Source organism: Mycolicibacterium chubuense (genome assembly GCF_001044255.1).
Taxonomy (GTDB): domain Bacteria; phylum Actinomycetota; class Actinomycetes; order Mycobacteriales; family Mycobacteriaceae; genus Mycobacterium; species Mycobacterium chubuense.
In genome coordinates this window covers 162720-187167 of the sequence record NZ_JYNX01000019.1, presented here as the reverse complement: position 1 = coordinate 187167, position 24448 = coordinate 162720, and the positions used below count along the sequence as shown (strand labels likewise).

General features: G+C 68.9%; 21 protein-coding genes and 1 pseudogene. 14 read left to right on the top strand and 8 right to left on the bottom strand.

Features of this window, described 5'->3' with window-relative positions; translation table 11 throughout:
• Positions 1–50: 50 nt before the first annotated feature.
• Complete coding sequence (locus MCHUDSM44219_RS04950; protein WP_048417098.1) at positions 51–1247, top strand: IS30 family transposase; 1197 nt, start codon at positions 51–53, stop codon at positions 1245–1247.
• A 234-nt stretch (positions 1248–1481) separates the two neighbouring features.
• On the top strand, positions 1482–3008 hold the full coding sequence (locus tag MCHUDSM44219_RS04945; protein ID WP_048417097.1) for an alkaline phosphatase D family protein: 1527 nt from the start codon (positions 1482–1484) through the stop codon (positions 3006–3008).
• A gap of 73 nt (positions 3009–3081) precedes the next feature.
• Here the strand turns inward: MCHUDSM44219_RS04945 and MCHUDSM44219_RS04940 are convergent, their stop codons facing one another.
• The 6 genes from MCHUDSM44219_RS04940 to MCHUDSM44219_RS04915 all read right to left on the bottom strand — a co-directional run bounded on the left by MCHUDSM44219_RS04940 (position 3082) and on the right by MCHUDSM44219_RS04915 (position 9104).
• The gene (locus tag MCHUDSM44219_RS04940) at positions 3082–4005 is read right to left on the bottom strand and encodes a LysR family transcriptional regulator (RefSeq protein WP_048417096.1); all 924 of its coding nucleotides are present in this window, start codon (positions 4003–4005) and stop codon (positions 3082–3084) included.
• On the bottom strand, positions 4005–4475 hold the full coding sequence (locus MCHUDSM44219_RS04935; RefSeq protein ID WP_048417095.1) for a PNPOx family protein: 471 nt from the start codon (positions 4473–4475) through the stop codon (positions 4005–4007). Before MCHUDSM44219_RS04935 ends, MCHUDSM44219_RS04940 begins: the two co-directional genes overlap by 1 nt.
• 39 nt (positions 4476–4514) lie before the next feature.
• A complete protein-coding gene (locus MCHUDSM44219_RS04930; protein WP_048417094.1) occupies positions 4515–5774 on the bottom strand; it encodes a glucarate dehydratase family protein in 1260 nt (419 codons plus the stop codon).
• Positions 5774–6703, bottom strand: coding sequence for a 5-dehydro-4-deoxyglucarate dehydratase (locus MCHUDSM44219_RS04925; protein ID WP_048417093.1), 930 nt, complete (start codon positions 6701–6703; stop codon positions 5774–5776). The genes MCHUDSM44219_RS04930 and MCHUDSM44219_RS04925 overlap by 1 nt, the downstream gene beginning before the upstream one ends.
• 45 nt (positions 6704–6748) lie before the next feature.
• Positions 6749–8347, bottom strand: a complete 1599-nt coding sequence (locus MCHUDSM44219_RS04920; RefSeq protein ID WP_048417125.1) for an aldehyde dehydrogenase (NADP(+)) — start codon at positions 8345–8347, stop codon at positions 6749–6751.
• Positions 8348–8432: 85 nt separating this feature from the next.
• The gene (locus MCHUDSM44219_RS04915) at positions 8433–9104 is read right to left on the bottom strand and encodes an HxlR-like winged helix-turn-helix transcriptional regulator (protein ID WP_330218602.1); all 672 of its coding nucleotides are present in this window, start codon (positions 9102–9104) and stop codon (positions 8433–8435) included.
• A 135-nt stretch (positions 9105–9239) separates the two neighbouring features.
• On the opposite strand from MCHUDSM44219_RS04915, the gene MCHUDSM44219_RS29740 reads away from it, so the two are divergent.
• The 11 genes and pseudogenes from MCHUDSM44219_RS29740 to MCHUDSM44219_RS04865 all read left to right on the top strand — a co-directional run bounded on the left by MCHUDSM44219_RS29740 (position 9240) and on the right by MCHUDSM44219_RS04865 (position 18962).
• Complete coding sequence (locus MCHUDSM44219_RS29740) at positions 9240–9455, top strand: hypothetical protein (protein WP_131722284.1); 216 nt, start codon at positions 9240–9242, stop codon at positions 9453–9455.
• A 257-nt stretch (positions 9456–9712) separates the two neighbouring features.
• Entirely contained in the window at positions 9713–11473 is a 1761-nt protein-coding gene (gene stpK7 / locus MCHUDSM44219_RS04910) for a serine/threonine protein kinase StpK7 (RefSeq protein ID WP_048417091.1), read from the top strand.
• 156 nt (positions 11474–11629) lie between these two features.
• Positions 11630–11869 (top strand): DUF6480 family protein, encoded by a 240-nt coding sequence (locus tag MCHUDSM44219_RS04905; RefSeq protein WP_048417090.1) that lies wholly within the window; start codon positions 11630–11632, stop codon positions 11867–11869.
• A 23-nt stretch (positions 11870–11892) separates the two neighbouring features.
• A pseudogene (locus tag MCHUDSM44219_RS04900) lies at positions 11893–13233 on the top strand (cytochrome P450); the annotation flags it as partial.
• Positions 13234–13430: 197 nt separating this feature from the next.
• Complete coding sequence (locus tag MCHUDSM44219_RS04895; protein ID WP_048417089.1) at positions 13431–13916, top strand: DUF5994 family protein; 486 nt, start codon at positions 13431–13433, stop codon at positions 13914–13916.
• A gap of 83 nt (positions 13917–13999) precedes the next feature.
• The gene (locus MCHUDSM44219_RS04890; RefSeq protein ID WP_048417088.1) at positions 14000–14203 is read left to right on the top strand and encodes a cold-shock protein; all 204 of its coding nucleotides are present in this window, start codon (positions 14000–14002) and stop codon (positions 14201–14203) included.
• Between the two features lie 215 nt (positions 14204–14418).
• Positions 14419–14874 carry a DUF5994 family protein gene (locus tag MCHUDSM44219_RS04885; protein ID WP_048417087.1) on the top strand — a complete coding sequence of 152 codons (456 nt, stop codon included), beginning with the start codon at positions 14419–14421 and terminating at the stop codon, positions 14872–14874.
• A 169-nt stretch (positions 14875–15043) separates the two neighbouring features.
• Positions 15044–16150 carry a glycosyltransferase gene (locus MCHUDSM44219_RS04880; RefSeq protein WP_330218601.1) on the top strand — a complete coding sequence of 369 codons (1107 nt, stop codon included), beginning with the start codon at positions 15044–15046 and terminating at the stop codon, positions 16148–16150.
• Positions 16141–17367 (top strand): fatty acid desaturase family protein, encoded by a 1227-nt coding sequence (locus tag MCHUDSM44219_RS04875; protein ID WP_048417085.1) that lies wholly within the window; start codon positions 16141–16143, stop codon positions 17365–17367. Before MCHUDSM44219_RS04880 ends, MCHUDSM44219_RS04875 begins: the two co-directional genes overlap by 10 nt.
• Positions 17368–17467: 100 nt before the next feature.
• Positions 17468–18169, top strand: a complete 702-nt coding sequence (locus MCHUDSM44219_RS04870) for a GAF and ANTAR domain-containing protein (protein WP_048417084.1) — start codon at positions 17468–17470, stop codon at positions 18167–18169.
• A gap of 31 nt (positions 18170–18200) precedes the next feature.
• Positions 18201–18962: a GAF and ANTAR domain-containing protein gene (locus tag MCHUDSM44219_RS04865; RefSeq protein WP_048417123.1), complete on the top strand. Its 762-nt coding sequence runs from the start codon at positions 18201–18203 to the stop codon at positions 18960–18962.
• Here the strand turns inward: MCHUDSM44219_RS04865 and MCHUDSM44219_RS04860 are convergent.
• Entirely contained in the window at positions 18959–19750 is a 792-nt protein-coding gene (locus MCHUDSM44219_RS04860; RefSeq protein ID WP_048417083.1) for a GAF and ANTAR domain-containing protein, read from the bottom strand. The two genes, MCHUDSM44219_RS04865 and MCHUDSM44219_RS04860, sit on opposite strands and share 4 nt — an antisense overlap.
• Before the next feature lie 50 nt (positions 19751–19800).
• Entirely contained in the window at positions 19801–21435 is a 1635-nt protein-coding gene (locus tag MCHUDSM44219_RS04855; RefSeq protein WP_048417082.1) for a fatty acyl-AMP ligase, read from the bottom strand.
• Positions 21436–21997: 562 nt separating this feature from the next.
• Between MCHUDSM44219_RS04855 and MCHUDSM44219_RS04850 the strand changes: the two genes are divergently transcribed.
• Positions 21998–24376 carry a S15 peptidase family protein gene (locus MCHUDSM44219_RS04850; protein ID WP_048417122.1) on the top strand — a complete coding sequence of 793 codons (2379 nt, stop codon included), beginning with the start codon at positions 21998–22000 and terminating at the stop codon, positions 24374–24376.
• Positions 24377–24448 lie beyond the last annotated feature (72 nt).

The window sequence follows — 24448 nt, the reverse complement described above, 5'->3', positions numbered from 1 at the left end:
GGCGGATTCATACGGTCACTGCAACATCCGGTGTTCTGGGGGGTTGCTGAGTGGGCAGTGGGCGGCGGTTCGGGTCTGAGGTTCGGCGCGAGTTCTTCGATCGGGTGTGTGCCGGTGCGCCGGTCAAGCACGCGTCGGTGGAGTTGGGCGTGTCTTTCCAGGCCGGCTATCAGTGGTGGCGCAAGGCTGGCGGGATGCGACTGCTCAATGGCAACGGCGGATCAGGGTTGGCCGAGCCGGGCGATCTCGCTCGGGCCGGTGGACCAGGCCGGCGGCTCAGTTTCGAGGAACGCATCGTCATCATGCGCGGCCTCGATGCCGGGTTGAGCTACGCAGCGATCGGCGCCCAGCTGGGGCGGAGCCGCTCGGTGATTTGGCGAGAGGTCCAACGCAACGGCACCGCCGACGGGGATTACCACGCCCAGCTGGCGCACGCCCGGGCGGCACGCAACGCCAAGCGGCCGAAAGTGTTCAAGCTCTCTGATCCGACCCTGTGCGCGGCGATAGAGTCCTGGATGGACGACGGGTGGAGCCCCAAACTGATCGCCGAGGTGTTGGCCCGCGATCACCCCGGTGACAAGCTGGCACGGGTGAGCCACGAAACCATCTACCGCAGCCTGTATGTGCAGACTCGTGGCCAGCTGCGCGCTGACCTGCATAAATGCCTGTCGACGAAACGGGCCGCCCGTAAGCCGCGCGGACACACTGAACGCCGCGGCACCTTCCACGATGTGCTGCGCATCAGTCAACGGCCCGCCGAAGCCGCTGATCGTGCTGTGCCCGGGCACTGGGAAGGCGATCTGATCATCGGCGCCCGCGGCACCAGCGCGATCGGCACCCTGGTCGAACGCAGCACCCGGTTCACCATCTTGTTGCACCTGCCCGTCGACCACAGCGCCGCCGCCGTCGCCGCGGCGATGCTCGCCGCGATGGCCGAGCTGCCCGATCACCTGCGCCGCTCGATCGCGTGGGACCGCGGCAGCGAAATGGCCCGCTGGCAAGACATCTCACTGCAACTCCAAGCGCCGGTGTACTTCTGCGATCCGCACTCCCCGTGGCAGCGCGGCAGCAACGAGAACACCAACCGGCTGCTGCGCCACTGGTTCGAGAAGGGCACCGATCTGAGCGGCTACACCAAAGCCGACCTGCAAGCCGTGGCCGACAAACTCAACACCCGACCCCGCCCCACCCTCGACCTCGACACACCAGCCCAACGCATGGCCGCCCTCATTAACCAAGCGGCCTAACCGTTGTCATGACCACTTGACTTTGAGNACCCCGCCCCACCCTCGACCTCGACACACCAGCCCAACGCATGGCCGCCCTCATTAACCAAGCGGCCTAACCGTTGTCATGACCACTTGACTTTGAGGCGCGATCTACAGCCCGGAATGCTGTTCCGGCAAGCAAGTTCGGCGCGTGGAGGGACGCTGGACGCTTCCGCGTCACCGGTCGGCAAGGTCGTCATCTGACACTTCGCCGTGTCGGTATCGCGCCGTGCGGTTCTCAAGGGTGCCTTCGGAGTCTCGATCCTTCCCCTGGTCGGTTTCACCACGGACCTCCCCCGCGGCCCTGTCCGGGTTGATCCGTTCACCCTCGGGGTGGCCTCGGGTGAGCCGGCTCCCGACGGCGTGGTGTTGTGGACGCGACTCGCGCCCGACCCGCTGGCCGACGACGGGCTCGGCGGCGTGCCGGCCCGCCCCGTGGCCGTCGAGTGGGAGGTCGCGACTGACGAGCGCTTCGCCCGCGTGGAGCGGCGCGGCGTCGTCGACGCGGTCCCGGAGTCCGCGCACAGTGTGCACGTCGAACTGACGGGCCTGCGGCCCGGCGCCGAGTACTTCTACCGCTTCCGCGCCGCGGGTTTCCTGTCGCCGCCCGGGCGCACCCGCACCGCGCCCGCACCGGAGTCGATGGCGGCGCTGACGATGTGCGTGGCGTCCTGCTCGAACTTCGAGCACGGCTGGTTCACGGCGTATCGGCGTTTGGCCGAGGACGCGCCGGATCTCGTTGTACACCTGGGGGATTACTCCTATGAGTACGCCACGCGACCGGGTGCGGTGCGCCGGCATGTCGGCCCCGAGGCCGTCGCGTTGGCGGACTACCGGCGGCGCTACGCCCAGTACAAGAGCGATGCCGATCTGCAGGCTGCGCACGCCGCCGCCCCGTGGCTGGTCGTCTTCGACGACCACGAGGTCTCGGACAACTGGGCCGACCGTACGCCCAAGCAACCGCAATCCGACTTCCCGGCGCGCCGGGCCGCGGCGCTGCAGGCGTACTGGGAGAACATGCCGCTGCGGTCGGCGGCGCGACCGCGGGGCATCGACATGCAGCTCTTCCGCCGCGTCGACTGGGGTGCGCTGGCCACCTTCCACATGCTCGACACCCGGCAGTATCGTACCGACCGGGCCTGCGGCGATGTGTACCGCAGCGACTGCCCCGAGCGGTTCGACGTCCTCCGTTCGCTCACCGGGCCGATGCAGGAACAGTGGCTGCTCAACGGTTTTCAGCAGTCCCGGGCGCGGTGGGACGTCCTCGGGCAGCAGGTGTTCTTCTCGCAGCTCGATCTGGTGGCGGGCCTAGGCACTGGCATCAATCCCGACGCGTGGGACGGCTATGTCGCCAACCGCGACCGCGTCGTGGCCGGGATGCTGAACTCGCCGGTGCGCAACGCGGTCGTCCTCACCGGCGATGTGCACGCACACTGGGCCGCCGAGGTGCGCGAGCGTACAGGTGATCCGTTGTCGCGCAGGGCCGCAACGGAATTGGTGACGACATCGATCACGTCGGGCGGCGACGGCTCCGACACCCGCTCCGACGTCGACGCGATCCTGCCCGACAACCCGCACATCCGGTACTTCAGCAACCGCCGAGGCTATATCCGCGCCCACGTCACGCCCGACGAACTGCGGGCCGACTTCCGCACCGTGCCGTACGTGTCGCGGCCGGGCGCCCCGGTGCAGACCGGCGCAACGTTCACCGTCCCCGACCGGATACCCCAACTTCTCTGACCGCGGAAGCGCATTCCTGGTCGCGATTCAGCGCTCGAAGCAACCCGGAATGCTATTCCGGCGCAGGAGGAAATCAGCCCACACCCTCGACGAGGTCGTCGGTCGTCCACTCCTGCTGCGGAAGCACATCGCGCAGCAACCGCAGCAGCGCGGGGTTCGTCGAATCGCCCCGCCATACCGCGTCCAGCTCGACGGGCCGCTCCCGAAAGGCCCCGATCGTCCGGAACACCACGCCCTCGGGATGCAGCGTGGCCGCCGATGCCGGCACCAGTGCCATGCCGATGCCCGAGCGCACCAGCACCAGCATCGTGTGCACCTGCGTCACGTACTGCACATAGCGCGGTGTCGCCCCGGCGATCGTGAACGTCGAGATCAGCAACTCGTTGAAATAGCGTGCCTGCACAGGCGAATACATGATGACGTCCTGGCCGTCGAGGTCGGTCAGCGTCAACTGCCGCGGCAGGTCGGCCAGCGGATGCCCGGCCGGCAGCGCCACGATCAGCTGCTCGTGCAGCAGGGGCCGCGACACCAGCCCGGGGCGCTTCAACGGCGGGCGCGCCATGCCCAGATCCAGCTCGCCGGTCATCAGCCCCTCGATCTGCGCGGCCGTCACCATCTCGCGCAGGTCCAGCTTGACGTCGGGCAGTCGGTCCCGGGCCCGCTCCAGCAGTCGCGGCAGCACCGCGTGCGCCGACGCCGCGGTGAACCCGATGACGACGGTGCCCAGATCCCCGGCGGGGATGCGCTTGACGGTCTGTGCGGCCCCCTCGGCCAGCTGCAGGATGCGGCGCGCGTCGGGCAGGAACGCCGCCCCCGCGGGCGTCAGCGTGACGGTGCGTGTGGTGCGGTCGATGAGCTGCACCCCGAGTTCGCTTTCGAGTTGCTGCACCTGCCGCGACAGCGGTGGTTGTGTCATGTGCAGCCGCTCGGCGGCGCGGCCGAAGTGCAGTTCCTCGGCGACGGCGACGAAGCACTGCAGCCGGGCAAGCGAGAACATCAGGCCTTGGGCGTCAGCTTGATCGCGGCGATCTTCAGCCGGTCCACGGCCTCGGCCCACTCCTCGCGCGACGGCACCCGTCCGCCGGGGAACTTCATGCCCATCATCCGCTGCGCCTTCTTCGCGCCGTAGCCCGACGTCAGGCGGTGCACGACGTCGGCGACGGTGTCCCGGTCGGTGAGCAGCACCCCGTGCATGGTGGTCGTCCTGCCGCCGTGCGACACCTGTGCGTCGGCGCCGTCGCGGAAGTTGTACTTCCACTGCGCTTCCAGCACCGCGTACAGATCGCCGTCGAGGCGGTGGGCGCTGACCGGTATCGAGAAGCGCCGCCCGGACTTGCGGCCGGTGAACTCCAGCACCATGAACTCCGAGAGGGGCCGGCCCAGCGGTGTGCCCAGGACCCTCCGCAGGATGACGTTGACGGTCTTGAGCATGACCTCCGGCGGATGGGAGGCCTCGATCGCTGCCATCCCTTCACCGTAGGACTCCGGCACAGTCGGCGGAAGTCCCTACCAGCGCGGGCTGCGCAGTTCGAAGGCGGGATCGACGGTGCGCATGTAGCCGGTGTCGTCGCGGTCGCGGATGCCGCACCGCACGTATTGCTCGTGCAGCGCATCGAGCGCGTCGGCGTCGATCTCGACACCCAGCCCCGGCGACGTCGGCACCGGGACGGACCCGTCGACGAAGCGCAGCGTGCCGGGCTTGACGACGTCCTCGATCTTCCACGGCCAGTGCGTGTCGCACGCGTAGGTCAGGTTCGGTGTGGCGCCGGCCAGGTGCACCATCGCGGCCAGGCTGATGCCGAGGTGCGAGTTCGAATGCATCGAGAGGCCGAGCCCGAAGGTCTCGCAGATCCCGGCCAGCAGCCGGGATCGCTGCAGCCCGCCCCAGTAGTGGTGATCGGAAAGCACCACGCGCACCGAGTCTTTCGCCACCGCGGGCGCCAGCTGGTCGAATGCGACGACGCACATGTTGGTGGCCAGCGGCATCGGTGCCTGCTGCGCCACCTCGGCCATGCCGTCCAGGCCCGGCGTCGGATCCTCGAGGTACTCGAGCACACCCGCCAGCCCGGAGGCCACCTTCACCGAGGTCTGCGGCGTCCAGGCCGCGTTGGGATCCAGCCGCAGCGGCACGCCCGGGAACGCGCTCGCCAGCGCTTCGATCGCGGCCATCTCCTCCTCGGGAGGGAACACCCCGCCCTTGAGTTTGATGGCGCTGAAGCCGTATTCGTCGATGATGCGACGGGCCTGGGCAACCAGTCCGTCCGGGTCGAGCGCCTCCCCGAACGCATCCGGCTCGGCGCCGGGGTGGGCCGCCCATTTGTAGAACAGGTAGGCGCTGAAGGGCACCGCCGCGCGCACCGCACCGCCGAGCAGGTCCGAGACCGGCCGGCCGAGGGCGTGTCCCTGGACGTCCAGGCACGCCACCTCGAACGGGGAGAGCACCTGGTCGCCGGCACTGGCCGTGGTGATCATGCCGGCCGTGCCCACCGCGGCGGTGTCGCCCTGCAGACGTGCGGCGATCGCGGCGCGAATCTCGTTCAGCGCGAACACATCCAGACCGTTGATCGCCTCGGCGGCAGCCCGCAGCCGGTCCAGGTGCCGGGTGTCGGCGTAAGTCTCGCCGAGCCCCACGAGGCCGGCGTCGGTGTCGAGCTGAATGATCGCCCGCAGCGCGTGCGGCTGGTGCACGCCGACGGTGTTCAGCAGCGGTGGATCAGCGAACGCGACGGGGGTGATCCGCGCTCCGGTGATCCGGATGCCTGGCATCACACTGCCCGTGTCAGCGCGCCGGCCAGCACCTCGCGACCCGCCTCGATGATCGACGCCAGCGTGGCGAGATCGTCGGCGGTCGGCATGATCAGCGGCGGGCGCACCGGCCCGGCGGGGGTGCCCTCCATCGCGACGCCGGCCTTGACCAGCGACACCGCGTAGCCGGGCACGGTGTCGCGCAGCCGCACCAGCGGGATGAAGAACGCGTTCAGCAGGGCGTTCACCAGTTCGGTGTTCCCCGACTCGAGCGCGTTGTAGAACGCGAGCGCCAGATCCGGGGCGAACGCGAACGTCGCCGAGGAGTACAGCGGGACGCCGATCGCCCGGAACGCCAGCTGCGTGGTCTCGGCGGTGGGCAGGCCGTTGAAGAACAGGAAGTCGGGATCCACTCGGGTGGTGACGGCCTGCACGATCCGCGCCACCTGGTCGAAATTGCCGGTGCCGTCTTTGAATCCGACGACGTTGGGGATGCGGGCGACGGCGACGGCGGACTCTTCGGTGAAGCGTGCGTTGTTGCGGTTGTACACGATGACAGGCAGGTCGGCCGCGGCGGCGACGGCCTCGGTGTAGTGGACCAGCCCGGGCTGCGGTACTTCGACGAGGTAGGGCGGTAGCAGCAGCAGGCCGTCGGCGCCCGCCTGCTGGGCCGCCACCGCGAAGCGCTTCGCCTGTGCGACAGATCCGCCGGCGCCCGCGTACACCGGCATCCGGCCGGCCACCACCTCGACCGCGGTCCGCACGACGTCGCCGAACTCGCGGTCGTCGAGGGCGTGGAATTCGCCTGTGCCGCAGGCCACGAACACGCCGCCGGGGCCGGCGTCGACGCCCTTGGCGATGTGCTGGGCGAGCGCGTCGAGGTCGACCGTACCCGAGTCGGTGAACGGGGTGACGGGGAAGAACAGCACGCCGTCGAAGTGGGGACGCATGGCGAAAAGGCTCCTAGGGGTGACGAGAATGATGAGTGGTGGTGGTCAGTCCTGCGTGAGCCGGCCGTCGATGCGCCGCCACAGCCGGTCGGGGTTGCCGTCGGCGATCGCGCTGGGCAGCAACGAAGCCGGGACGTTCTGGTAGCAGACCGGCCGCAGATAGCGCTCGATGGCCCGTGCGCCCACCGAGGTGGTGCGCGAGTCCGAGGTGGCCGGCGACGGTCCGCCGTGGACCATGGCGTGGCACACCTCGACGCCGGTGGGCCAGCCGCCGAACAGGATCCGGCCGACTTTGAGCTCGAGCAGCGGCAGCAGCGACCGGGCGGTGTCGAGGTCGGCGTCGTCGGCGTGCACGGTCGCAGTCAGCTGACCTTCGACACCGGCGGCAACGGCGTGCATTTCGGCCACGTCGGCGCACCGCACGATCAGGCTGGACGAGCCGAACACCTCGGTTTGCAGTTCGTCGGACGCCAGGAAGCTGCGGGCATCGGTGGTGAACAGCGCTGCCCGGCAGGCGTTCTCCTGATCTGCGGTCTCCCCGCGGCCGATCAGTTGCGCGGTCTGGGTCAGTGTCTCCACGCCCGCGGCGTAATTGCGCGCGATCTGCGGGGTGAGCATCGGCGTCGCGGGGCTGGCGGCCAGCGCGTCGGTGGCGGCGGCGACGAACGTGTCCAGGCCGGGGCCGTCGACGGCGACGACGAGACCGGGGTTCGTGCAGAACTGACCCGAGCCCATCGTCAGCGACGCGACGAACGCCCGGCCGAGATCGGCGCCGCGACTGGTCAGCGCGCCGTCGAGGAGGAACACCGGGTTGATCGAACTCATCTCGGCGTAGACCGGGATCGGCTCGGGCCGGGTGGCAGCCGCGGCGACGAGAGCCTTTCCGCCGGAACGGGATCCGGTGAACCCGACGGCTTTGATGCGGGGATCGGTGACGAGCGTGACGCCGAGTTCCGGGCCGAAGCCGAACAGCAGCGAGAACGTGCCCGCGGGCATGCCTGTCGCAGCGACCGCGTCGGTGATCGCGCGGGCGACGAGTTCGGAGGTGCCGGGATGTGCGTCGTGGCCCTTGACGACGACGGGGCAGCCGGCGGCCAGCGCCGAGGCTGTGTCGCCGCCGGCGACGGAGAAGGCGAGCGGGAAGTTCGACGCGCTGAACACGGCGACCGGGCCGAGGGGGATGGAGCGCTGCCGGATGTCGGGACGCGGCAGGGGCGAGCGGTCGGGCAGCGCCGGGTCGATGCGGGCGCCGGTCCAGCTGCCCTCGCGGAGCACGTCGGCGAACAGCCGCAGCTGGCCGGTCGTGCGCCCGATTTCGCCGGTGAGGCGGGCCTGGGGCAGACCGGATTCGGCGACCGCCCTGGTGACCAGCGCTTCGGCGATCGCCTCGATGTTGGCGGCGATCGCCTCCAAGAACTGGGCACGCTGCTCGGACGTGGTGGCACGGTAGGGGCCGAACGCCTCGGCGGCGGCGGCGCACGCGGTATCGACGTGGTCGGCGTCGCCATACCGGTACGGCGGGTCCAGGGGCCGATCGCCGGCGGGATCGAAGCCGCGGATCTCGGTGCCCGTTCCGGAGACGGGGACGCCGGCGATGATCATCTGGCCGGTCAGACGCGTGGCGGGAGACATCGTCGCTGTCATGAAGTCCACGGTAGGAGGCATATCCATGCCTGTCCAAGACCGATTGGCACTCGATTGATGCAGGAACCGTATCGAGCAGATCCGCTCAGCGCGGTGCGAGACGCCTTTCGACGACGTCGGTCAGCGCCGCCGCGGCGGTCCGCTCGCCGGTGACCTCGAGGCGCCCCTGGGTGATCGCCTCCCGGGCGGTGAGGGTGCGCCCGACCATCGCGGCGACGGTCTTGGCGCTCGCCCGGACCGTGACGTCACTGGGCTGGTTGTTCGGTCCGGGCGTGACCCACACCCGGCCGCCGCTCACCCGCAGGCAGGCGACGCTGTCGTCGATGTGGAACTCGTACACCGCCTCGAGATCCTTCGGCGCATCGCGGCGGAGGTCGGCTGCCAGAAAGCTCAGCAGCCACTCGGCGCGAAACGACTCGTTGCCGACGTCGGCGTCGTCCATCTGGTGGCGGGCGCCCCACATGGCCAGCGGAACGACGGCCGCTGCCAGCTCGCGGCCCGCTGGGGACAGCTCGTAGACGACCGCCGAGCCGGGCTGGTCGAGAGCGAGCCGGCGGGTCACCACACCGTCGGCCTCGAGCTGACGCATCCGGGTGGCGAGCAGGCTGGTTCCGATCCCGGTCAGCGCGTCGGCCAGCTCGGAGTACCGCTTCGGCCCCGACGCGAGTTCCCGCACGATCAGCAGCGTCCAGCGCTCGCCGACCACGTCGAGGGCATGAGCAAGGCCGCAGAACTGTCCGTACGTCTTCCGCGGCATGGCCTGCATGGTACCCATCGCGCTCCCGATTCAGTCTTCTGCTTCACAATCTACTTGACGCTTCTAAATCTTATGTTACGTTCCGAACTGTGAGCGGACCACCCCGGCCCGCGAGGACAGACAGAGGTGAGGCACATGGCTTCGATCGCTGATGCCGGCCATTCCGGACGAGCACGCTGGGCGGTGGCGGCCCTGCTCCGACGGCTGCAACCCGCCCCGCGGACACGGGTCGCGGTACCGGAGGCCGCCGTCGCTGCCGCTGAGGGTCGGCGGGCGCGACGTCACTACCCCCCGCAACGTGACCGCGTGATCGAGCACGCGGCGATGGCGCGGGAGATGTATCGCCTCTGAGCATGCAGCGGTGCCCTCGACCGTGGGCGGCAAGCGGGCACCGAAACCACACGTCCACCGTTTTCTCCAACCGGACCGTGTGTCGTCTCGCCGTGGTACAAAAGCAGCACCCACGCACCACCGCGAGAGGTTCTGCGTCGCGCTGTCCGGAAACGGGCAACCCGGCGAGAGCCGACTGACATGCGGCCGGGCACCCCCGGCAAATCTGTTGTAGCTTCGAACGACGCACCGATTGGCCGCAGCCGAGGAGAACACCGGTGAATGCGACACCATTCGGTCACTACCGTCTCGAGAAGCTCATCGGTCAGGGTGGCATGGGTGAGGTGTACCGCGCCTACGACACCAGGACCGATCGCGTCGTCGCACTCAAGGTGCTGCCGTATCACATGGCCGCCGATGCCACCTTTCAGCAGCGGTTCCGGCGTGAGTCGCAGGCCGCCGCCGGTCTGAACGACCCGCACGTCGTACCGATCCACGGCTTCGGGGAGATCGACGGCCGGCTCTATCTCGACATGCGGCTGATCGAGGGCCGCAACCTCGGCACGATCCTCCAGGAGACGGACAAGCCTCTCGGCGCCCCCTTCGCCGTGACGATCGTCGAGCAGGTCGCCCACGCCCTGGACGCCGCGCATGCGACCGGACTGATCCACCGAGACATCAAGCCGTCCAACATCCTCATCACCGGCCGCGACTTCGTGTACCTGATCGACTTCGGGCTGGCGCGCACCGCCGGCGAGCAGGGGCTGACCACTGCGGGCAGCACGCTGGGCACGCTGGCCTACATGGCGCCAGAGCGGTTCGAGGGCGGCGAGGTCGATCGGCGTTCGGACATCTACGCGCTCACCTGCGTGCTCTACGAATGTCTCACCGGCTCAAGGCCTTACCCGGCCGACAGCCTGGAACAGCAGATCGCCGGACACATGGTGTCGCCGCTGCCGCGGCCGTCGGACACCGATCCCCGGCTCGCCCCGTTCGACGAGGTCATCGCCAAGGGCATGGCCAAGAAGCCCGAGAAGCGTTTTCAGACCGCGGGAGAGCTCGCGATCGCCGCCCGGCATGCGCTCACCGCCCCGGTGCGCCGGGCCGGGCGCGGGTCCCGGCACGCAGCCCGGCAGAGCCGCCGGGTTCCGGTCAAGGCCCTGGCGGCGGCCGCCGCGGTGGTGGTGCTCGCCGCGGCGGCAGCCGGATTGTGGACGTGGGCGCCGTGGCGCGACGGCGCCGGCGCTGACCAGAACCTGCCCGACGGTGCCGTGGCGTCGATCGCGGCGATGGTGCCGGCGGACGTCCGTGAGACCGGTCGGTTGGTGATCGGGGTGAACGTCCCGTACGCGCCGATGGAGTTCAAGAACGCCGACGGTCAGCTCGTCGGCTTCGACGTCGAGCTGATCACGGCCGTGGCGAAGGTGCTCGGCCTGGTGCCGGACTTCCGCGACACTCCGTTCGACACGATCCTGCCCGCGGTGGTGGACGGCACGTTCGACATCGGGACGTCGTCGGTCACCGACACCGTCCAACGCGAGGAGCTCGTCGACTTCGTCACCTACTTCAAGGCGGGCACGCAGTGGGCCCGCCGGCCGGGCACCGCGCTCGGGCCGGCATCGGCATGCGGCGTGAAAATCGGTGTCGCACAAGGCACCTTGCAGGAAACCGAGGAGCTGCCGCAAAAGAGTGACCAGTGCACCGCGGCGGGCCTGGCGCCGATCGACATCGTCGTGTTCAAGAGCCAGGACGAGGTCACCACGGCTCTGCTCAAGGGTGAGGTCGACGCGATGTCAGCGGATTCGCCGGTGACGGGCTTCGCGATCAAGCTCAGCCGCGGAGAACTGGTGCCCGCCGGCGATGTGTTCGACTCCGCGCCGTACGGCTGGCCGGTGCAGAAGGGGTCCGGGCTGGCGGAGCCGTTGCGCAGGGCGCTCGAGCACCTGATAGAGACCGGCGAGTACCGCGCCATCGCCACGATCTGGGGCGTGGAGCGCGGCATGATCGACCAGCCGAGTATCAACGGCGCCGCGAAATAAGCGCCCTGCTGCGGCGTGTAGATCGGTCCAGTAGGGGTACGCCTCCCGCGAAGGAGGCCCGATGACAGACGGCAACGCTGCCCAGACCTCGGTGCACGCCGACCGGATCGAGGACCTGAGTGACAGCGAGAAGGACAAGCGACAAGCGGACTCCTCATGACCGCGCTGCCCCCGGATCCCGACCCCATGGACACCCCCAGCGAGGAGCGCGCTGGGGGTGTCCCCCCGGGGGAGATCTCGCCTCAATCGGCGCAGACCTCCGCCAGTAAGAACGCCGATCTGACCGCCGGTCGCAACCTGAACCCGCGCACGGCCGTCGGTGTTGTCGCCGTCGTGCTCTTCGTGGCGATCTTCGCCGCCGTGGCCGTGGTGCTCGTCATTCAGTTCTGGGGCTGAGCGGGAACTCGTACGCTGGGGTGATGGCGACGACGTCGTTGCCGCCGGGGCCGCGGCTGCCGCGGGCCGTCCAGGCGGGGTTGATGTTCACCTGCGGTCCGCGCTTCATCGCGGCGTGCCGGCGCCGCTACGGCTCGTCGTTCACGCTGCGGGTGGCGACCATGGGCACCATGGTCTACCTGACCGATCCGGCCGACATCAGGACCGTGTTCGCCGGTGATGCCCGCACTTTCCATGCCGGAGAAGCGAATTCGATTCTCACCGGCCTGCTCGGCGAGTCCTCGGTTCTGGTGGTCGATGAGGACGCTCACCGCGACCGGCGCAGGCTGATGCTCGCGCCGTTCGCCCGCGACGCCGTCGCCGCGCAGGTTCCGCTGATCGCGCAGATCGCCGCCGACAACATCGCGACCTGGCCGGTCGGCCGGACGTTCCCGGTCGCGCCGCGGATGTCGGAGATCACGCTGGAGGCCATCCTGCGCACCGTGATCGGCGCCTCCGACCCGGTCCGGCTGGCCGCGCTGCGGGAGGTCATGCCGCGGGTGCTCAACCTCGGCCCCTGGCAGTCCCTGGCCATCGCCGACCCGGACCTGTTGCGCAGGCGGCCGTGGCGGCGGATGCGCGAGGCGATCGCCGAGGCCGACCGGCTGCTGTACTCCGAGATCGCCGACCATCGCGCCGACCCCGCGCTGGCCGAGCGCTCCGATGCGCTGGCGATGCTGGTGCGCGCCGGCGGGATGTCCGACCAGGAGCTGCGCGATCAACTGATCACACTGCTGGCCGCCGGTCACGACACCACGGCGACGGGCCTGTCCTGGGCGCTGGAGCGGCTGACCCGCACCCCGGATGTACTCGCGGAAGCGGTCCGGGCGGCGCGCGACGGCGATGACGACTACCTCGACGCCGTGGTCAGGGAGACGCTGCGGATCCGTCCGGTGGTGTTCGACGTCGGCCGGGTGCTGACGGAGCCCGTGGAGCTGGCGGGCCGCCTGTTGCCCGCCGGGGTGATGGCGGTGCCGGGCATGGTGTGGGTGCACACCGACCCGCAGCACTACCCCGATCCGCTGCGGTTCGACCCGCGGCGCATGCTCGGGGCGTCCCTGAGTCCGTCGACCTATCTACCGTTCGGCGGCGGCAACCGCCGGTGCCTGGGCGCGACGTTCGCGACGGTGGAGTTCCGGGTGGTCCTGGGGGAGATTCTGCGTCGTGTGGAGCTCGAGACCACGACGTCACGCGGTGAGCGACGACGGCTCCGGCACGTCATCTTCGTGCCCCACCGCGGCGCGCGCATTCGGGTGCGGACGCGACGCACGACGCCCGGGGGCAGCACCGGGGTGTATCGTGGACCACAGGGTTGTCCCGCCGCCGACGCGATCGAACCGCGCGCAACCACCGCGGGGACTCTCTCAACACACAAGGACGTGCTCATGGAATCGTCTGAACTTTTCTCACATCGTCAGGCACCGCAAGTCGCCGCCCCGTCCTCGTCGTCCGACGAGCCGGTGCAGGCCCCCGTTTTCTCCGATCTGCCGTCGAAGAATCATTCTGCTGATTCGCCTCATCGGTGAACGGCATACCGCGCGCCCGTCGCGCGTCGAAGCCTGTTCGGGTCACACTCGCGCCCGAACTGGGCGGCGGCATCGACGGGGCGTGGTGGCCACATACCTCCGCGATCGCCGCGGAACTTCCTGATCTCATCGGGGCGCTGCACAAGGCGCTGGGGGAGATCGAGACCATCCAGATCAACTGGTCGGCCACCGAGGGTCAATTGGACCTGGAGACCATCGCCACCGGCTCACGGATGATGTTGCCCGGTGAGCATCACCGGCGGCCTCGGCTGATGTCGATCGTGGGACGCAACGCCGGAGCGAAATTGCTTGTCGTACCGAGTATGACATCGCAGGCGCTCGGCACGATGGTGTTGCGCACGGCAGCCGGTCTCCCGGCATCCATCGAGACCGAGAACGGCCGGCTCTACGAAACCGCTTGTGTCGTACTGGGTCTCGCTCGCACCGAGAGTGCGAAGTGGTGCCAGCCCACCGGTTCGTGATCTGAGTGTGCGCGACCACGTGATACGGTTGCGTCGGGACGCCGAAAACTGGCGTTCTTCCACATGAGAGAAGTTGAAAAAGTATGGCACAGGGAACTGTGAAGTGGTTCAACGGCGACAAGGGCTTCGGCTTCATCGCCCCCGACGGCGGTGCAGAGGACGTTTTCGTCCACTACTCCGCGATCTCCGGCGGCGGCTACCGCTCGCTCGAGGAGAATCAGCGCGTCGAGTTCGACGTCGAGCAAGGTAACAAGGGCCCGCAGGCCGTGAACGTGACGGCCGTCTAAGCGGCACGAGCTTCGATCGTGGGCTGGTGAGGCACACTCACCAGCCCACTTTTCATTTCGGTATCGTTCTCCGGCCAGTCGTCAATCTGGCCAAGGATTCTCACTGGTCAGGCGTATGCTGGGACAACCGGAGAATAGTTGCACGCGGCACGTCTGAGTTCGCGTCGTCGCCGGGTCGGATTTGGGTCCCCGTGGGCCCAGGCGGGATCACCCCAATGACACAACACACCGACACCGAAGAATCCGACCAACTCCATCAGGGGCCCGAGAACACGCCCCGACTGCGCCTCAAGCGCAAGGCACCCATCAGTGGCTTCGTCGACGGAGCGTGGTGGCCCCACAGCGACGACCTGAGTGCCGAACTGCCCGATCTCCTGACTGTTCTCTCGGTACGACTCGGCAACATCGAGAGGGTGCGGTACAACCGCGCCGAGTGGGTGAACGCTCCGGCGAAGCTGCGCTTCGCCGATCAGCTGGTCCGGCTCGACGGCTACGACCGGCATCCGGCCGGCACGCTGGGGGTGCAGGGATCCAGGGGCGGTGAGATGCTGCTGCTGGTGATACCCGCGCATACCGACCCCGACCAGGCACACGCCGCCATGATGGCGACCGCAGCCTCGGAGAACGCATCGAGCATCCGGGCGCTGCTCGCAACCAGAGGCGCCGACTGAGCAGCAGTGTCAGATGGCCCTATAACTTGAAAGTGAAGGCACGCAACATTTTTCAGCGATTTTCGGACGACGGCACGAGTGGCTGATCATGTCTGCATCACATGCACTGCCGATGTCACGGCCCGTGCGCTTCGGAGTGCTCAGCACCTTTGCGCCCACCCTGTGTGGAGTGGCACGGTTCAGCGCCGGCCTGTCCGACGCGCTGCGCGCGCTGGGTAACGATGTCGACCTCGTCCGAATCGCCGACGACGCGGAGACCGAATCGCCAGACGACGAGTTGGTCAACGGTTCGGCCGCCTCGGTCGCGGCCTGCGCTGCCCGGCTGAACCTCGGCGACGTCGCGATCATCCAGCATCAGTACGGGCTCTACGGCGGCACCCACGGTGACGAGGTGCTGTCCCTCATCGAGGCCCTGCGCGTTCCGTCCGTCCTCGTCGCGCACGAGATCCTGGAGCACCCCCGCCCGCACGAGCGCTGGGTGATGGAACGCATGGTCGCCATGACCGACCGTGTGATCGTGATGTCGGCGGCTGCGCGGACCCGGTTGTGCCGCGACTACGGGGTGGAGCCGCGCAAGGTCGTCCTGATCCCGCACGGCGGAACCGTGTTCTCGGGGCCACGGCTCAAGCGGCCCAGTCGTCCCACCATCCTGACCTGGGGCATGCTCGCTCCGGGCAAGGGCATCGAGCGGGTCATCGACGTGATGAGCTCGCTGCAGAGCGTCGCGGGCCGTCCGCGGTACGTGGTCGTCGGTCAGACGGATCCCCGGGAGGCAGCCGTGCACGGCGACGCCTACCGCGAGGCGTGCATCGACCGGGCCCGCCGCAACGGCGTCGCGGACTCGGTGTCCTTCGACCCCCGCTCCTACAACCGCGCGTCGCTGACCGCGCTCATCCAGTCGTCGTCGGTCGTGGTGCTTCCCTACGACTCCACCGACCAGGTCTCCTCGGCGATCCTGGTGGAAGCAATCGCCAACGGCAGACCCGTCGTGGCGACACCGTTTCCGCACGCGGTGGAACTACTGTCGGGCGGGGCGGGCATCCTGGTGGACCACGACGACTCCGACGGGCTCGCCTCTGCGCTGCGCCAGATCCTGACCCAGCCGCGGCTGGCCGGCGCGATGGCCGCCGAGGCCCGACAGCTCGCCCCCGATTTCGCCTGGTCCGCAGTCGGCGGTGCCTACACCACCCTGGGTCAACGCCTGGTGGCCGAGCGCGCCGTCGCCGAGATCGACGCATCGTCCGCACCAATCGAGAGGACACGTCCGTGGCGATAGCCGACGTTGCCGCCTATGCGCATCTGACCGACGCCGACATCGAGGCACTGGGCGCCGAGTTCGACGCCATCCGACGCGATGTCGAAGAGTCGCTCGGTGCCCGCGACGCCGCCTACATCCGGCGCACCATCCTGTTCCAGCGCGCCCTCGACGTCGCCTCCCGACTCGTCATCGGGCTGAGCGGGTCGCGCACAGGGTGGCTGCTCGGCACCGCCTCTCTCGCGTACGCCAAGAGCGTCGAGAACATGGAGATCGGACACAACGTCGGTCACGGCCAATGGGATTGGATGAACGATCCCGAGATCCACTCCAGCACCTGGGAGTGGGACATGGTCGCGGTCTCGTCGCAGTGGAGGTACTCCCACAACTACCGCCATCACGTCTACACCAACATCATCGGCCACGACCACGATCTCGGCTTCGGCGTCATGCGCGTCACCCGCGACGAACCGTGGCAGCCGGCGCATCTGTTCCAGCCGCTGCGGAATGCGTTGCTGGCCGCGGTCTTCGAATGGGGAATCGCCTTTCAGGGCGTGCACTCCGAGCGCGACCGGCCGGTGTCGGACGGTGTGCGCCGCTCGATGCTGGGTCGCAAGGTGGCCCGGCAGGCGCTGAAGGACTACGTGGTGTTCCCCGCACTGACGGTGAAGCGTTGGCGCAGAACGCTTCTTGCTGCCGGTGTGGCGAATCTGCTGCGCAACCTGTGGGCCTACGTCGTGATCTTCTGCGGCCACTTCCCCGACGGGGCGGAGAAGTTCACCGCCGACGTGCTCGGTGAGGAGACCCGGGGGGAGTGGTACCTGCGACAGATCCTCGGCACCGCGAACTTCCGCGCCGGCCGCGCGCTGGCGTTCTCCAGCGGCAACCTCTGCTACCAGATCGAGCACCACTGCTTCCCCGATCTGCCGAGCAATCGGTACGCCCAGATCTCGGTGCGGGTCCGCGAGCTGTGCGCGAAGTACGACCTGCCCTACACGACCGCGTCGCTGCCGCGTCAGTACCTGCTGGTCCTGCGCACCATCCACAAGCTCGCGCTACCCGACCGGTTCCTGACTGCGACCGCCGACGACGCCCCGGAAACCGCCTCGGAGAAGAAATTCGTTGCGGCCGCGGCGGTCCCGGGTGGGCGACAGGGCGGACTCCGTTCGGCGCTTCAAGCCCGGCGCGCCGCCCAGCGGCGTAGCCTGAGCCTACGAGGCCGGCGACCGGGGAAGTGAACACCGGTCAGCTGTTCCCCGCGGAACCGAGGCCAGAACACATGAACGTATTGCCGCCCGCCCCGGGACGATCCCGCGTCGGGCCGATGGCGCGGTAGGGGTGGCGATCCGCGAACAACTTCTCGACGCCGTGGACGGCCGCCGTGGCGCCGACGCTGCCGATCGGCTCTGTGAAGCGTGCGTGAGCCTGCTCGACGTCGATGCCGCAGCCCTCTCGCTGGTCTTCGACGGCGCGTCCACCGGGACGCTGGGATCCAGCGGCGGCATCGCCCGGGCCCTTGACGAACTGCAGTTCACCGTCGGCGAGGGCCCGTGCCTGGAGTCGGTCATGACGTCTGCGCCGGTGATGGTGGCAGACCTGGCTGATCCGCGTGAACAGCGCTGGCCGGTCTACGGGCGCGCGATGCTCGACCTGCGCATCCGGGGTGTCTTCGCGATGCCTGTCCTGGTGGCCGGCGAGTACGTCGGAGCTCTGGACCTGTTCCGCGAGGCACCCGGCCGGCTGGCGGAAGAACAGTTCGCCGGAGCGATCGCGGCCGCCGAGCTGGCCGGCATCCCGGTGCTCGATCTTCTCGACGCGGATCTGAACGCCGCCGTCAACGACCCGGACAGCGCCGCGTGGGCCGAGCTGAACGCGCTGTCGCGTGCCGAGGTCAGCCAGGCCACCGGCATGCTTGTCGCGCAACTGGGTGTCGAACCGGCTGAGGCGCTGCTGCGTCTGCGCGCACACTCCTACACGGTTGGCCGCTCCGCCACGGAGGTGGCCCGGGACATCCTCGAACGCCGACTGCGGCTGGAGTGACGGCGCGACAGGGACCAGGATGGAGGCTGACATGACCGAAACCCCGCGTGAAGAACGCGTGCTCGACGCGGTGAACTCCCTCGTCGACAGTCTGCTCGTCGATTTCGACGTGGTGGATTTGTTGACCGAGCTCACCGAACGCTGCGGGCATCTCCTCGACGTGGCCGCGGCCGGCTTCCTGCTCGCCGACCCGTTAGGTCAGCTGCATCTGTTGGCGGCCACCACCTCAAAGGCCCGCGATCTGGAGCTGTTCCAGCTGCAGGCCGACGAGGGACCGTGCGTCGACTGCTACACGACCGGCGCCCCGGTGTCGGTCGCGCAGCTCGATGCTGATGCGCAGGCGCGCTGGCCACGCTTCGTCCCGGAAGCGGTAGCCGACGGCTTCGCCGCCGTGCATGCCGTGCCGATGCGCGCGGCCGGGATCGTGCTCGGTGCTCTCGGCTTGTTCGGGACCTCTCCCGGTGAACTCGCCCACGCCGACCTGCTGCTCGCTCAGACGCTGGCGCACATCGCATGCGTGACGATCCTGCAGGGGCAGGCGCCGACGCCGACGACCGTTCTGCCGCAGCTGCGCGCGGCGCTGGCCAGCCGCACCGTCGTGGAGCAGGCGAAGGGGCTGCTACGGGAAGTCCTCGACGTCTCGGTCGAGGAGGCGTTCGTGACGTTGCGCGCGTACTCGCACGCCAACGGCAGGCATCTGACCGAACTGGCTCGGCAGCTGATGAACGACCGCTACTCCCGCCCGACGCTGATCGCCGAGATCACCCAATTCGCCCAGCGGCCAGTACATTAACTCCGGTGGCGGGCACGGGCCCGACGCACGGCTTCGTCCACCATCCGCTCGGCGAGCGCGACCAGCTTGACGTTGTCCTGCTGGCTCAACTGCGTCAACCGCTCGAATGCCTGCTCGGCGCTCGCGCCCGTGCGGCTGCGGATGATCCCGATCGCCTGGTCGATCACCGCCCGGCTGCCGAGTGCTCGCTGCAACTGCTCGGTGCGCGCCCGCGCGGCATTGAGCAGCTGGGCGTGGTACACCGACACCGCGGCCGACCCGGCGAATTGCATGCCGATGACGACGGCGTGCTCGCCGAACGCATCCCGGGCCTTCGCGTAGGCGTTGATCGCGCCGATCACCTCACCGCCCACGGTCAGGGGCAGGGACAGCGCCGAATGCACATCCATCCGGGCCACCCGGCCGCCGAAGTGCGGCCAGCGATCGTCGCTGCCCAGGGAGCCGCTGACGGCCACCCGTCCGGTCAGCATGCACGTCAGGCACGGCCCTTCGCGTAGCTCGTCGTACTGCACCTTGTCGATGGTTTCAACGAAATCCGCTGTCGCCGTGACGGCGCGGACCTTGAAAGGCTCCCCGACAAGTGCCGTGCTCGCGCCGTCGACGTTCGGGATCGCGACGGCCGCGAAGTGTGCGACGTCGCCCAGCAACTCCGCCACGGTCCGGGAGTCGGCCACCAACTCGGTCACTCCGCGCAGGCCGGCGAGCAGGTCGACATCGTCGGCTTCGCGTTGCGCGGCAGACCGTTCCACCGGTTCCTCGCGCCCCAGCTGCGCGTCGTAGTCGGCCATGGTGTTTTCCGACCGTACTCTTCTCCACGGGTGGGGAGAAGGGTCTTTGGTCAGCTCACCAGCGAGAGAGCGTGCGCACGCCGCAGTTTGCCCGACGGAGTCTTGGGGATGGTCCCCGGTTCGAGCACCACCACGTTGCGAGGGCGCACGTCGACCTCGGCGAACACCTCGTGGGCGACCGCCCGCTCGACGCGGCGCACCTCGGCCTCGTCGCGGAAGTCTTTGCATTCCACAGCAACTGCGAAGGTCTCCCGGGAGAGGCCGGCGTCGAGGCGGACCGCCACCGCGCAGCCTGGTCGCACCCCCTCGACGCGGCCCGCGGCGCGCTCGATGTCGGTCGGGTAGATGTTGCGGCCGGCCATGATGATGACGTCCTTCAGGCGTCCGCACACCACGACCTCGCCGGTCTCGGTGACGTAGCCGAGGTCGCCGGTGTCGTACCAGCCTCGATCATCTTGTGCGGCAAGGAAACCCGCGACAGTGGTGTAACCCTTGGTCACCGGCTCGCCGCGCACCTCGATCACCCCGACGCCGCGGGGCGGCAGCTCGCTGCCGTCCTCGTCGACGATGCGCAGCTCGAGGCCGTCGAGTGGCTTGCCCAGTGACACCAGCCGGCGGGTGTGGCCTTTGGTGGCCGGTACCGCGCGGTGCAGGACGGCCAACAGGTCGGCGTCGATCTCGTCGACCACCATCCCGCCACCGCATTTGGAGAAGGACACCGCCACCGTCGTCTCGGCCATGCCGTAGGCCGGGATGATGGCTTCGGGCCGCAGCCCGAACGGTGCGGCGGCGTCGCACAGATCCTCGACGTCGAGGGGATCGACCTGCTCGGCGCCAGAGAGTGCCCACCGCAGCGACGAGAGGTCGAACGCGCCGGGGGCGGCCTGGCGGCGCAGGCGCTTGGCCAGCAGGTTGTAGGCGAAGTTCGGTGCGGCGGTCATCGTGCCGCGGTACTTGTCGATCAGCTTGGGCCACAACAGGATATCGCTGAGGAAGTCCATCGGGGTGATCTTCACCAGCTCGGCGCCGTAGTACATCGGCACCGTCAGATAGCCGGTCATGCCCATGTCGTGGAAGCACGGCAGCCAGCTCACGATCACGTCGGTGTCGACGTCGAAGTCGCAGCCCACGGTCATCGCCGTGGCGTTGGCGACGATGTTGGCGTGGGTGATCTGCACGGCCTTGGGGGACCCCGTCGACCCGGAGGTCAGCTGCATCAGCGCGACGCTGTCGTCATCAGTGTCGACCGGGTCGGTCGGGGCGCAGTCCAGGAGCCCCTCGATGGTCAGCACCGTCATGCCCAGCGACTCCAGCACCGGCGCGGCGGCCATGAACGGATCGGAGATCACCACGGCGCGTGCCGCGATCATGGTGACCACCGCGGTGGTCTCCTCGGCCCAGCGCACCAGGTCGGTGCGCGGCGTGGGCTGGTGGACCATGGTCAGGCTCGCGCCGCGCATCCAGATGCCCTGGGCCGTGGGTGCGATCTCCACGGGGGCGCCCGCGAGGACCGCGACGGCATCGCCGGGCCCGATGCCCGCGGCGGCGAGTCCGCCGGCGACCCGGCGGGCACGTTCGTGCACCTCCGCCCAGGTGTGGCGGACGGGTGCGTGCGGTTCGCCGGTGTTCAGTCCCTTGGTGCTGGTGCGGGCGTTGGCGTACATGGTGTCGGTGAAAAAGCTCATGACAGGCCCCTAAAGCTTCAGGTCTGCGAAGGACGGTGAAGGTGTGTTCGGTCGGCCGGCCCGGCGTTGTCGCTCTGGGCCGCTACTCGTGCGGGGTGTCGCTGGAATTCGACCACCGCCGACCAGGATCGGGCGGCGGTAACGCGTGACCTCCTTGGGGTCACCCCAGACGGTCCCCGGTCCGGTCGGAACGCGGGGAAGCATGTCAGACGGAACGACTGTACCGACACGAACCTCGATCAACGACAAAGCACGCCGAAAGAGACGTACGTCGCAGTAGCTGTGTCTCAACCGTGATCCCTCGGGCGCCGACATCCATGACAGGTCGGCTGACGTCGAGTCAGAGACTCGGCGGGGATCAGATCGCCGCCGCGACGTTTCCGGGAGGCTGGGGAATCAACCTGGGCCTACCTTACCGTGCCACGTTCGCACCTTCGATGATTTGCCGGTGGCGTCGACCGGCGGCTGATTTCGGTGGTCTTCGCCGGAATCGACGGCGGTATCCGGCGCGATCGGTCGAACCCGCCACGGACATCGGACCCGAACGGTATCTATGGAGCCCATGGGTGCGGGGTCTTTCGTGGGTCGTGTCGGCGGGTTGGCGGTAGCACTCGGGATCGGAGCCGCGATCGTCGCGGGTGCCGGGGTCGCGGTCGCGGACGACGGGGGTTCCGCGTCGGACACGTCATCGACGTCGGCGTCGTCCGGATCGACGACGACGACCGACACCGTCTCCGCGCCGGCCAGGACCGCGCCGACCAGGACCGCGGCGGAGAAGACGGACGACGGCACGCCGGATGCGGGCACCAGGCCCGCCCGCAAACGGCACAAGCTGTCGTTCGACAAGCCCGCCGCCAAGGCCGACAAGGCCGATAAGGCCGATAAGGCCGACAAGGCCGACGCCGACAAGGCCTCGAAGACGGAGCCCGACGAACCGGCCGCCGCACCCGAACCCGTCGCCGCGCCCGAGCCGGCCGCCGAGGAGAAGCCGACCGCCGTCGTCGAGAAGCCGTCGGCCGAGGCGGAGCCTGCGGCCGTCGAGGTCGAGCAGGACGAACCGGACACGCCGGTCCGCGCCACGACCACGCTGTTCCAACGCCTCGCCGCCAAGCATGCGGACGCCGACACCGATGAGGATCCCGCGCTGCCGGCGCTGGCGTCACTGGTGATGTCGGTGGTGACCGCGGGCCGCGATGCCACCAACGAGACACCGACCAGCGTCGGTGACCTGACCACCACCAGTCGCCCGGACGGGTACCCGATCCCCACCGGGGTGACGGTCGAGGAGGTGCATCCGCCGCTGCTGTGGCTGCAGAACATCCCGGTGGTGGGCACGTTCATCGTCACGCCGATCGTCTCTGCGCTGCATGCGATTCCGTTGGTCGGCGACTTCCTGCAACCGATCATCGGCTTCCCGATCGACCACTTCGCGCCGCCCGGCACGCCACAGGCGAAGAGCTACCGGGTGACGTCGTTCGACGGCACGAAGATCTTCGTGAACTTCATGCCCTCGCTGGTCTACGACGAGAACGGCCAGGCGCCGACCGTGCTCGACGGGCCCGGCCTCGGACTGCCGGGGCCGACGACGCTGAATCTGCGCTATGACAGCCTGCTTCCGCACGACGTCATCGGCATCGGGTTGCTGCGCGAGCAGGGCTACAACGTGGTGTCCTGGGATCCGCGCGGCGAGTGGCGCTCCGGTGGACGGATGCAGCTGCAGTCACCCGACTTCGAGGGCCGCGACATCTCCAGCATCATCAGCTGGCTGGCCACCCGGCCCGACGTCGCGCTCGACGGCATCAACGACCCGAAGATCGGGATGGTCGGGGCGTCGTACGGCGGCGGTATTCAATTGGCCTCGGCTGTCTACGATCACCGGATCGACGCGATCGTCCCGACGATCGCGTGGAACAGCCTGACCGATGTGCTGTTCCCGCGTGAGGCGGTCCGCAGCGGCTGGGCCACCCTGCTGTCGTCGGTGCTGGTGCTCACGCTGTCCCGGCCGAACGAGCGGATCCTGCCGGCGGCGATCCGCGGCATCCTGTTCGGCACGGTCGACCCGGCCGACGTCGATCTGCTCAACGACCGCGGCTATGCCGATCGGATCGGTCTCATCACCACGCCGACGCTGCTGTTCCAGGGCACCGTGGACACGCTCTTCACGCTGAATCAGGCCGACGCGAACGCCAAGGCGCTCATCGCGGCCGGAACGACGACCAAGGTGGTCTGGTACTGCGGCGGGCACGGCGCCTGTGTGAGCACCCGCAACGACGGGCAGCTCGTCATCGACCGCACGCTGGCGTGGCTGGACCACTACGTCAAGGACGACGCGACCGCCGACACCGGACCGCAGTTCGAGTGGACCGACCAGAACGGCGAGTGGTACTCGTCGGACACCTACCCCGTCGCCACCACGGGCACACCGCTGACCGGCGAGCGCACCGACCCGAAGACCATCCCGTTCGTGCCGTTCATCGGCGGCTCGGGTCCGCAGCCGCGGGTCATCTTCAGCGGACTGCTCGGCATCGTGCTCGGATTGCCCTCTGCCGCACCGGCACTCAACGCGGTGAATCTCGAGGTGCCCGCCGCGACGGAGGTGACGCACATCGTCGGGGCGCCGGAGCTGACGCTGACCTACTCGGGTACCGGCACCGCCACGCACGTCTACGCGCAGATCGTCGACGACAAGACGCGGCTGGTGCTCGGCAACCAGGCGACGCCGATCCCGGTCGTGCTCGACGGGCAGACGCACACCGTGACCTACTCGCTGGAGCAGGTCGCGCACACGCTGCAGCCGGGGCAATCGGTGACCGTGCAGATCGTCACCTCGACGATCGACTTCCTGAACTTCTACTCGTGGGGCCGGATCGACGTCGAGGGCATGGCGGTGTCGTTGCCGACGCTGGCCGCCAACGCGGTGCAGGAGACCGTCGCGGCCTGAGGTTTCCGTTGAGACTGCGCTGGCGGCGGCGGTTTCCCCGTTTTTCCCGCCGTGGGCGCAGTCTCAACGAGC

Coding starts and splice junctions, on each gene's coding strand:
- MCHUDSM44219_RS04890 (WP_048417088.1), top strand. CDS start 14,000: ATGGCACAGGGAACTGTGAAGTGGTTCAACGGCGACAAGGGCTTCGGC.
- MCHUDSM44219_RS04905 (WP_048417090.1), top strand. CDS start 11,630: ATGACCGCGCTGCCCCCGGATCCCGACCCCATGGACACCCCCAGCGAG.
- MCHUDSM44219_RS04930 (WP_048417094.1), bottom strand. CDS start 5,774: ATGCCAGGCATCCGGATCACCGGAGCGCGGATCACCCCCGTCGCGTTC.
- MCHUDSM44219_RS04860 (WP_048417083.1), bottom strand. CDS start 19,750: ATGGCCGACTACGACGCGCAGCTGGGGCGCGAGGAACCGGTGGAACGG.
- MCHUDSM44219_RS04925 (WP_048417093.1), bottom strand. CDS start 6,703: ATGCGTCCCCACTTCGACGGCGTGCTGTTCTTCCCCGTCACCCCGTTC.
- MCHUDSM44219_RS04915 (WP_330218602.1), bottom strand. CDS start 9,104: ATGCCGCGGAAGACGTACGGACAGTTCTGCGGCCTTGCTCATGCCCTC.
- MCHUDSM44219_RS04920 (WP_048417125.1), bottom strand. CDS start 8,347: ATGACAGCGACGATGTCTCCCGCCACGCGTCTGACCGGCCAGATGATC.
- MCHUDSM44219_RS04935 (WP_048417095.1), bottom strand. CDS start 4,475: ATGGCAGCGATCGAGGCCTCCCATCCGCCGGAGGTCATGCTCAAGACC.
- MCHUDSM44219_RS04940 (WP_048417096.1), bottom strand. CDS start 4,005: ATGTTCTCGCTTGCCCGGCTGCAGTGCTTCGTCGCCGTCGCCGAGGAA.
- MCHUDSM44219_RS04865 (WP_048417123.1), top strand. CDS start 18,201: ATGACCGAAACCCCGCGTGAAGAACGCGTGCTCGACGCGGTGAACTCC.
- MCHUDSM44219_RS04850 (WP_048417122.1), top strand. CDS start 21,998: ATGGGTGCGGGGTCTTTCGTGGGTCGTGTCGGCGGGTTGGCGGTAGCA.
- MCHUDSM44219_RS04855 (WP_048417082.1), bottom strand. CDS start 21,435: ATGAGCTTTTTCACCGACACCATGTACGCCAACGCCCGCACCAGCACC.
- MCHUDSM44219_RS29740 (WP_131722284.1), top strand. CDS start 9,240: ATGGCTTCGATCGCTGATGCCGGCCATTCCGGACGAGCACGCTGGGCG.
- MCHUDSM44219_RS04885 (WP_048417087.1), top strand. CDS start 14,419: ATGACACAACACACCGACACCGAAGAATCCGACCAACTCCATCAGGGG.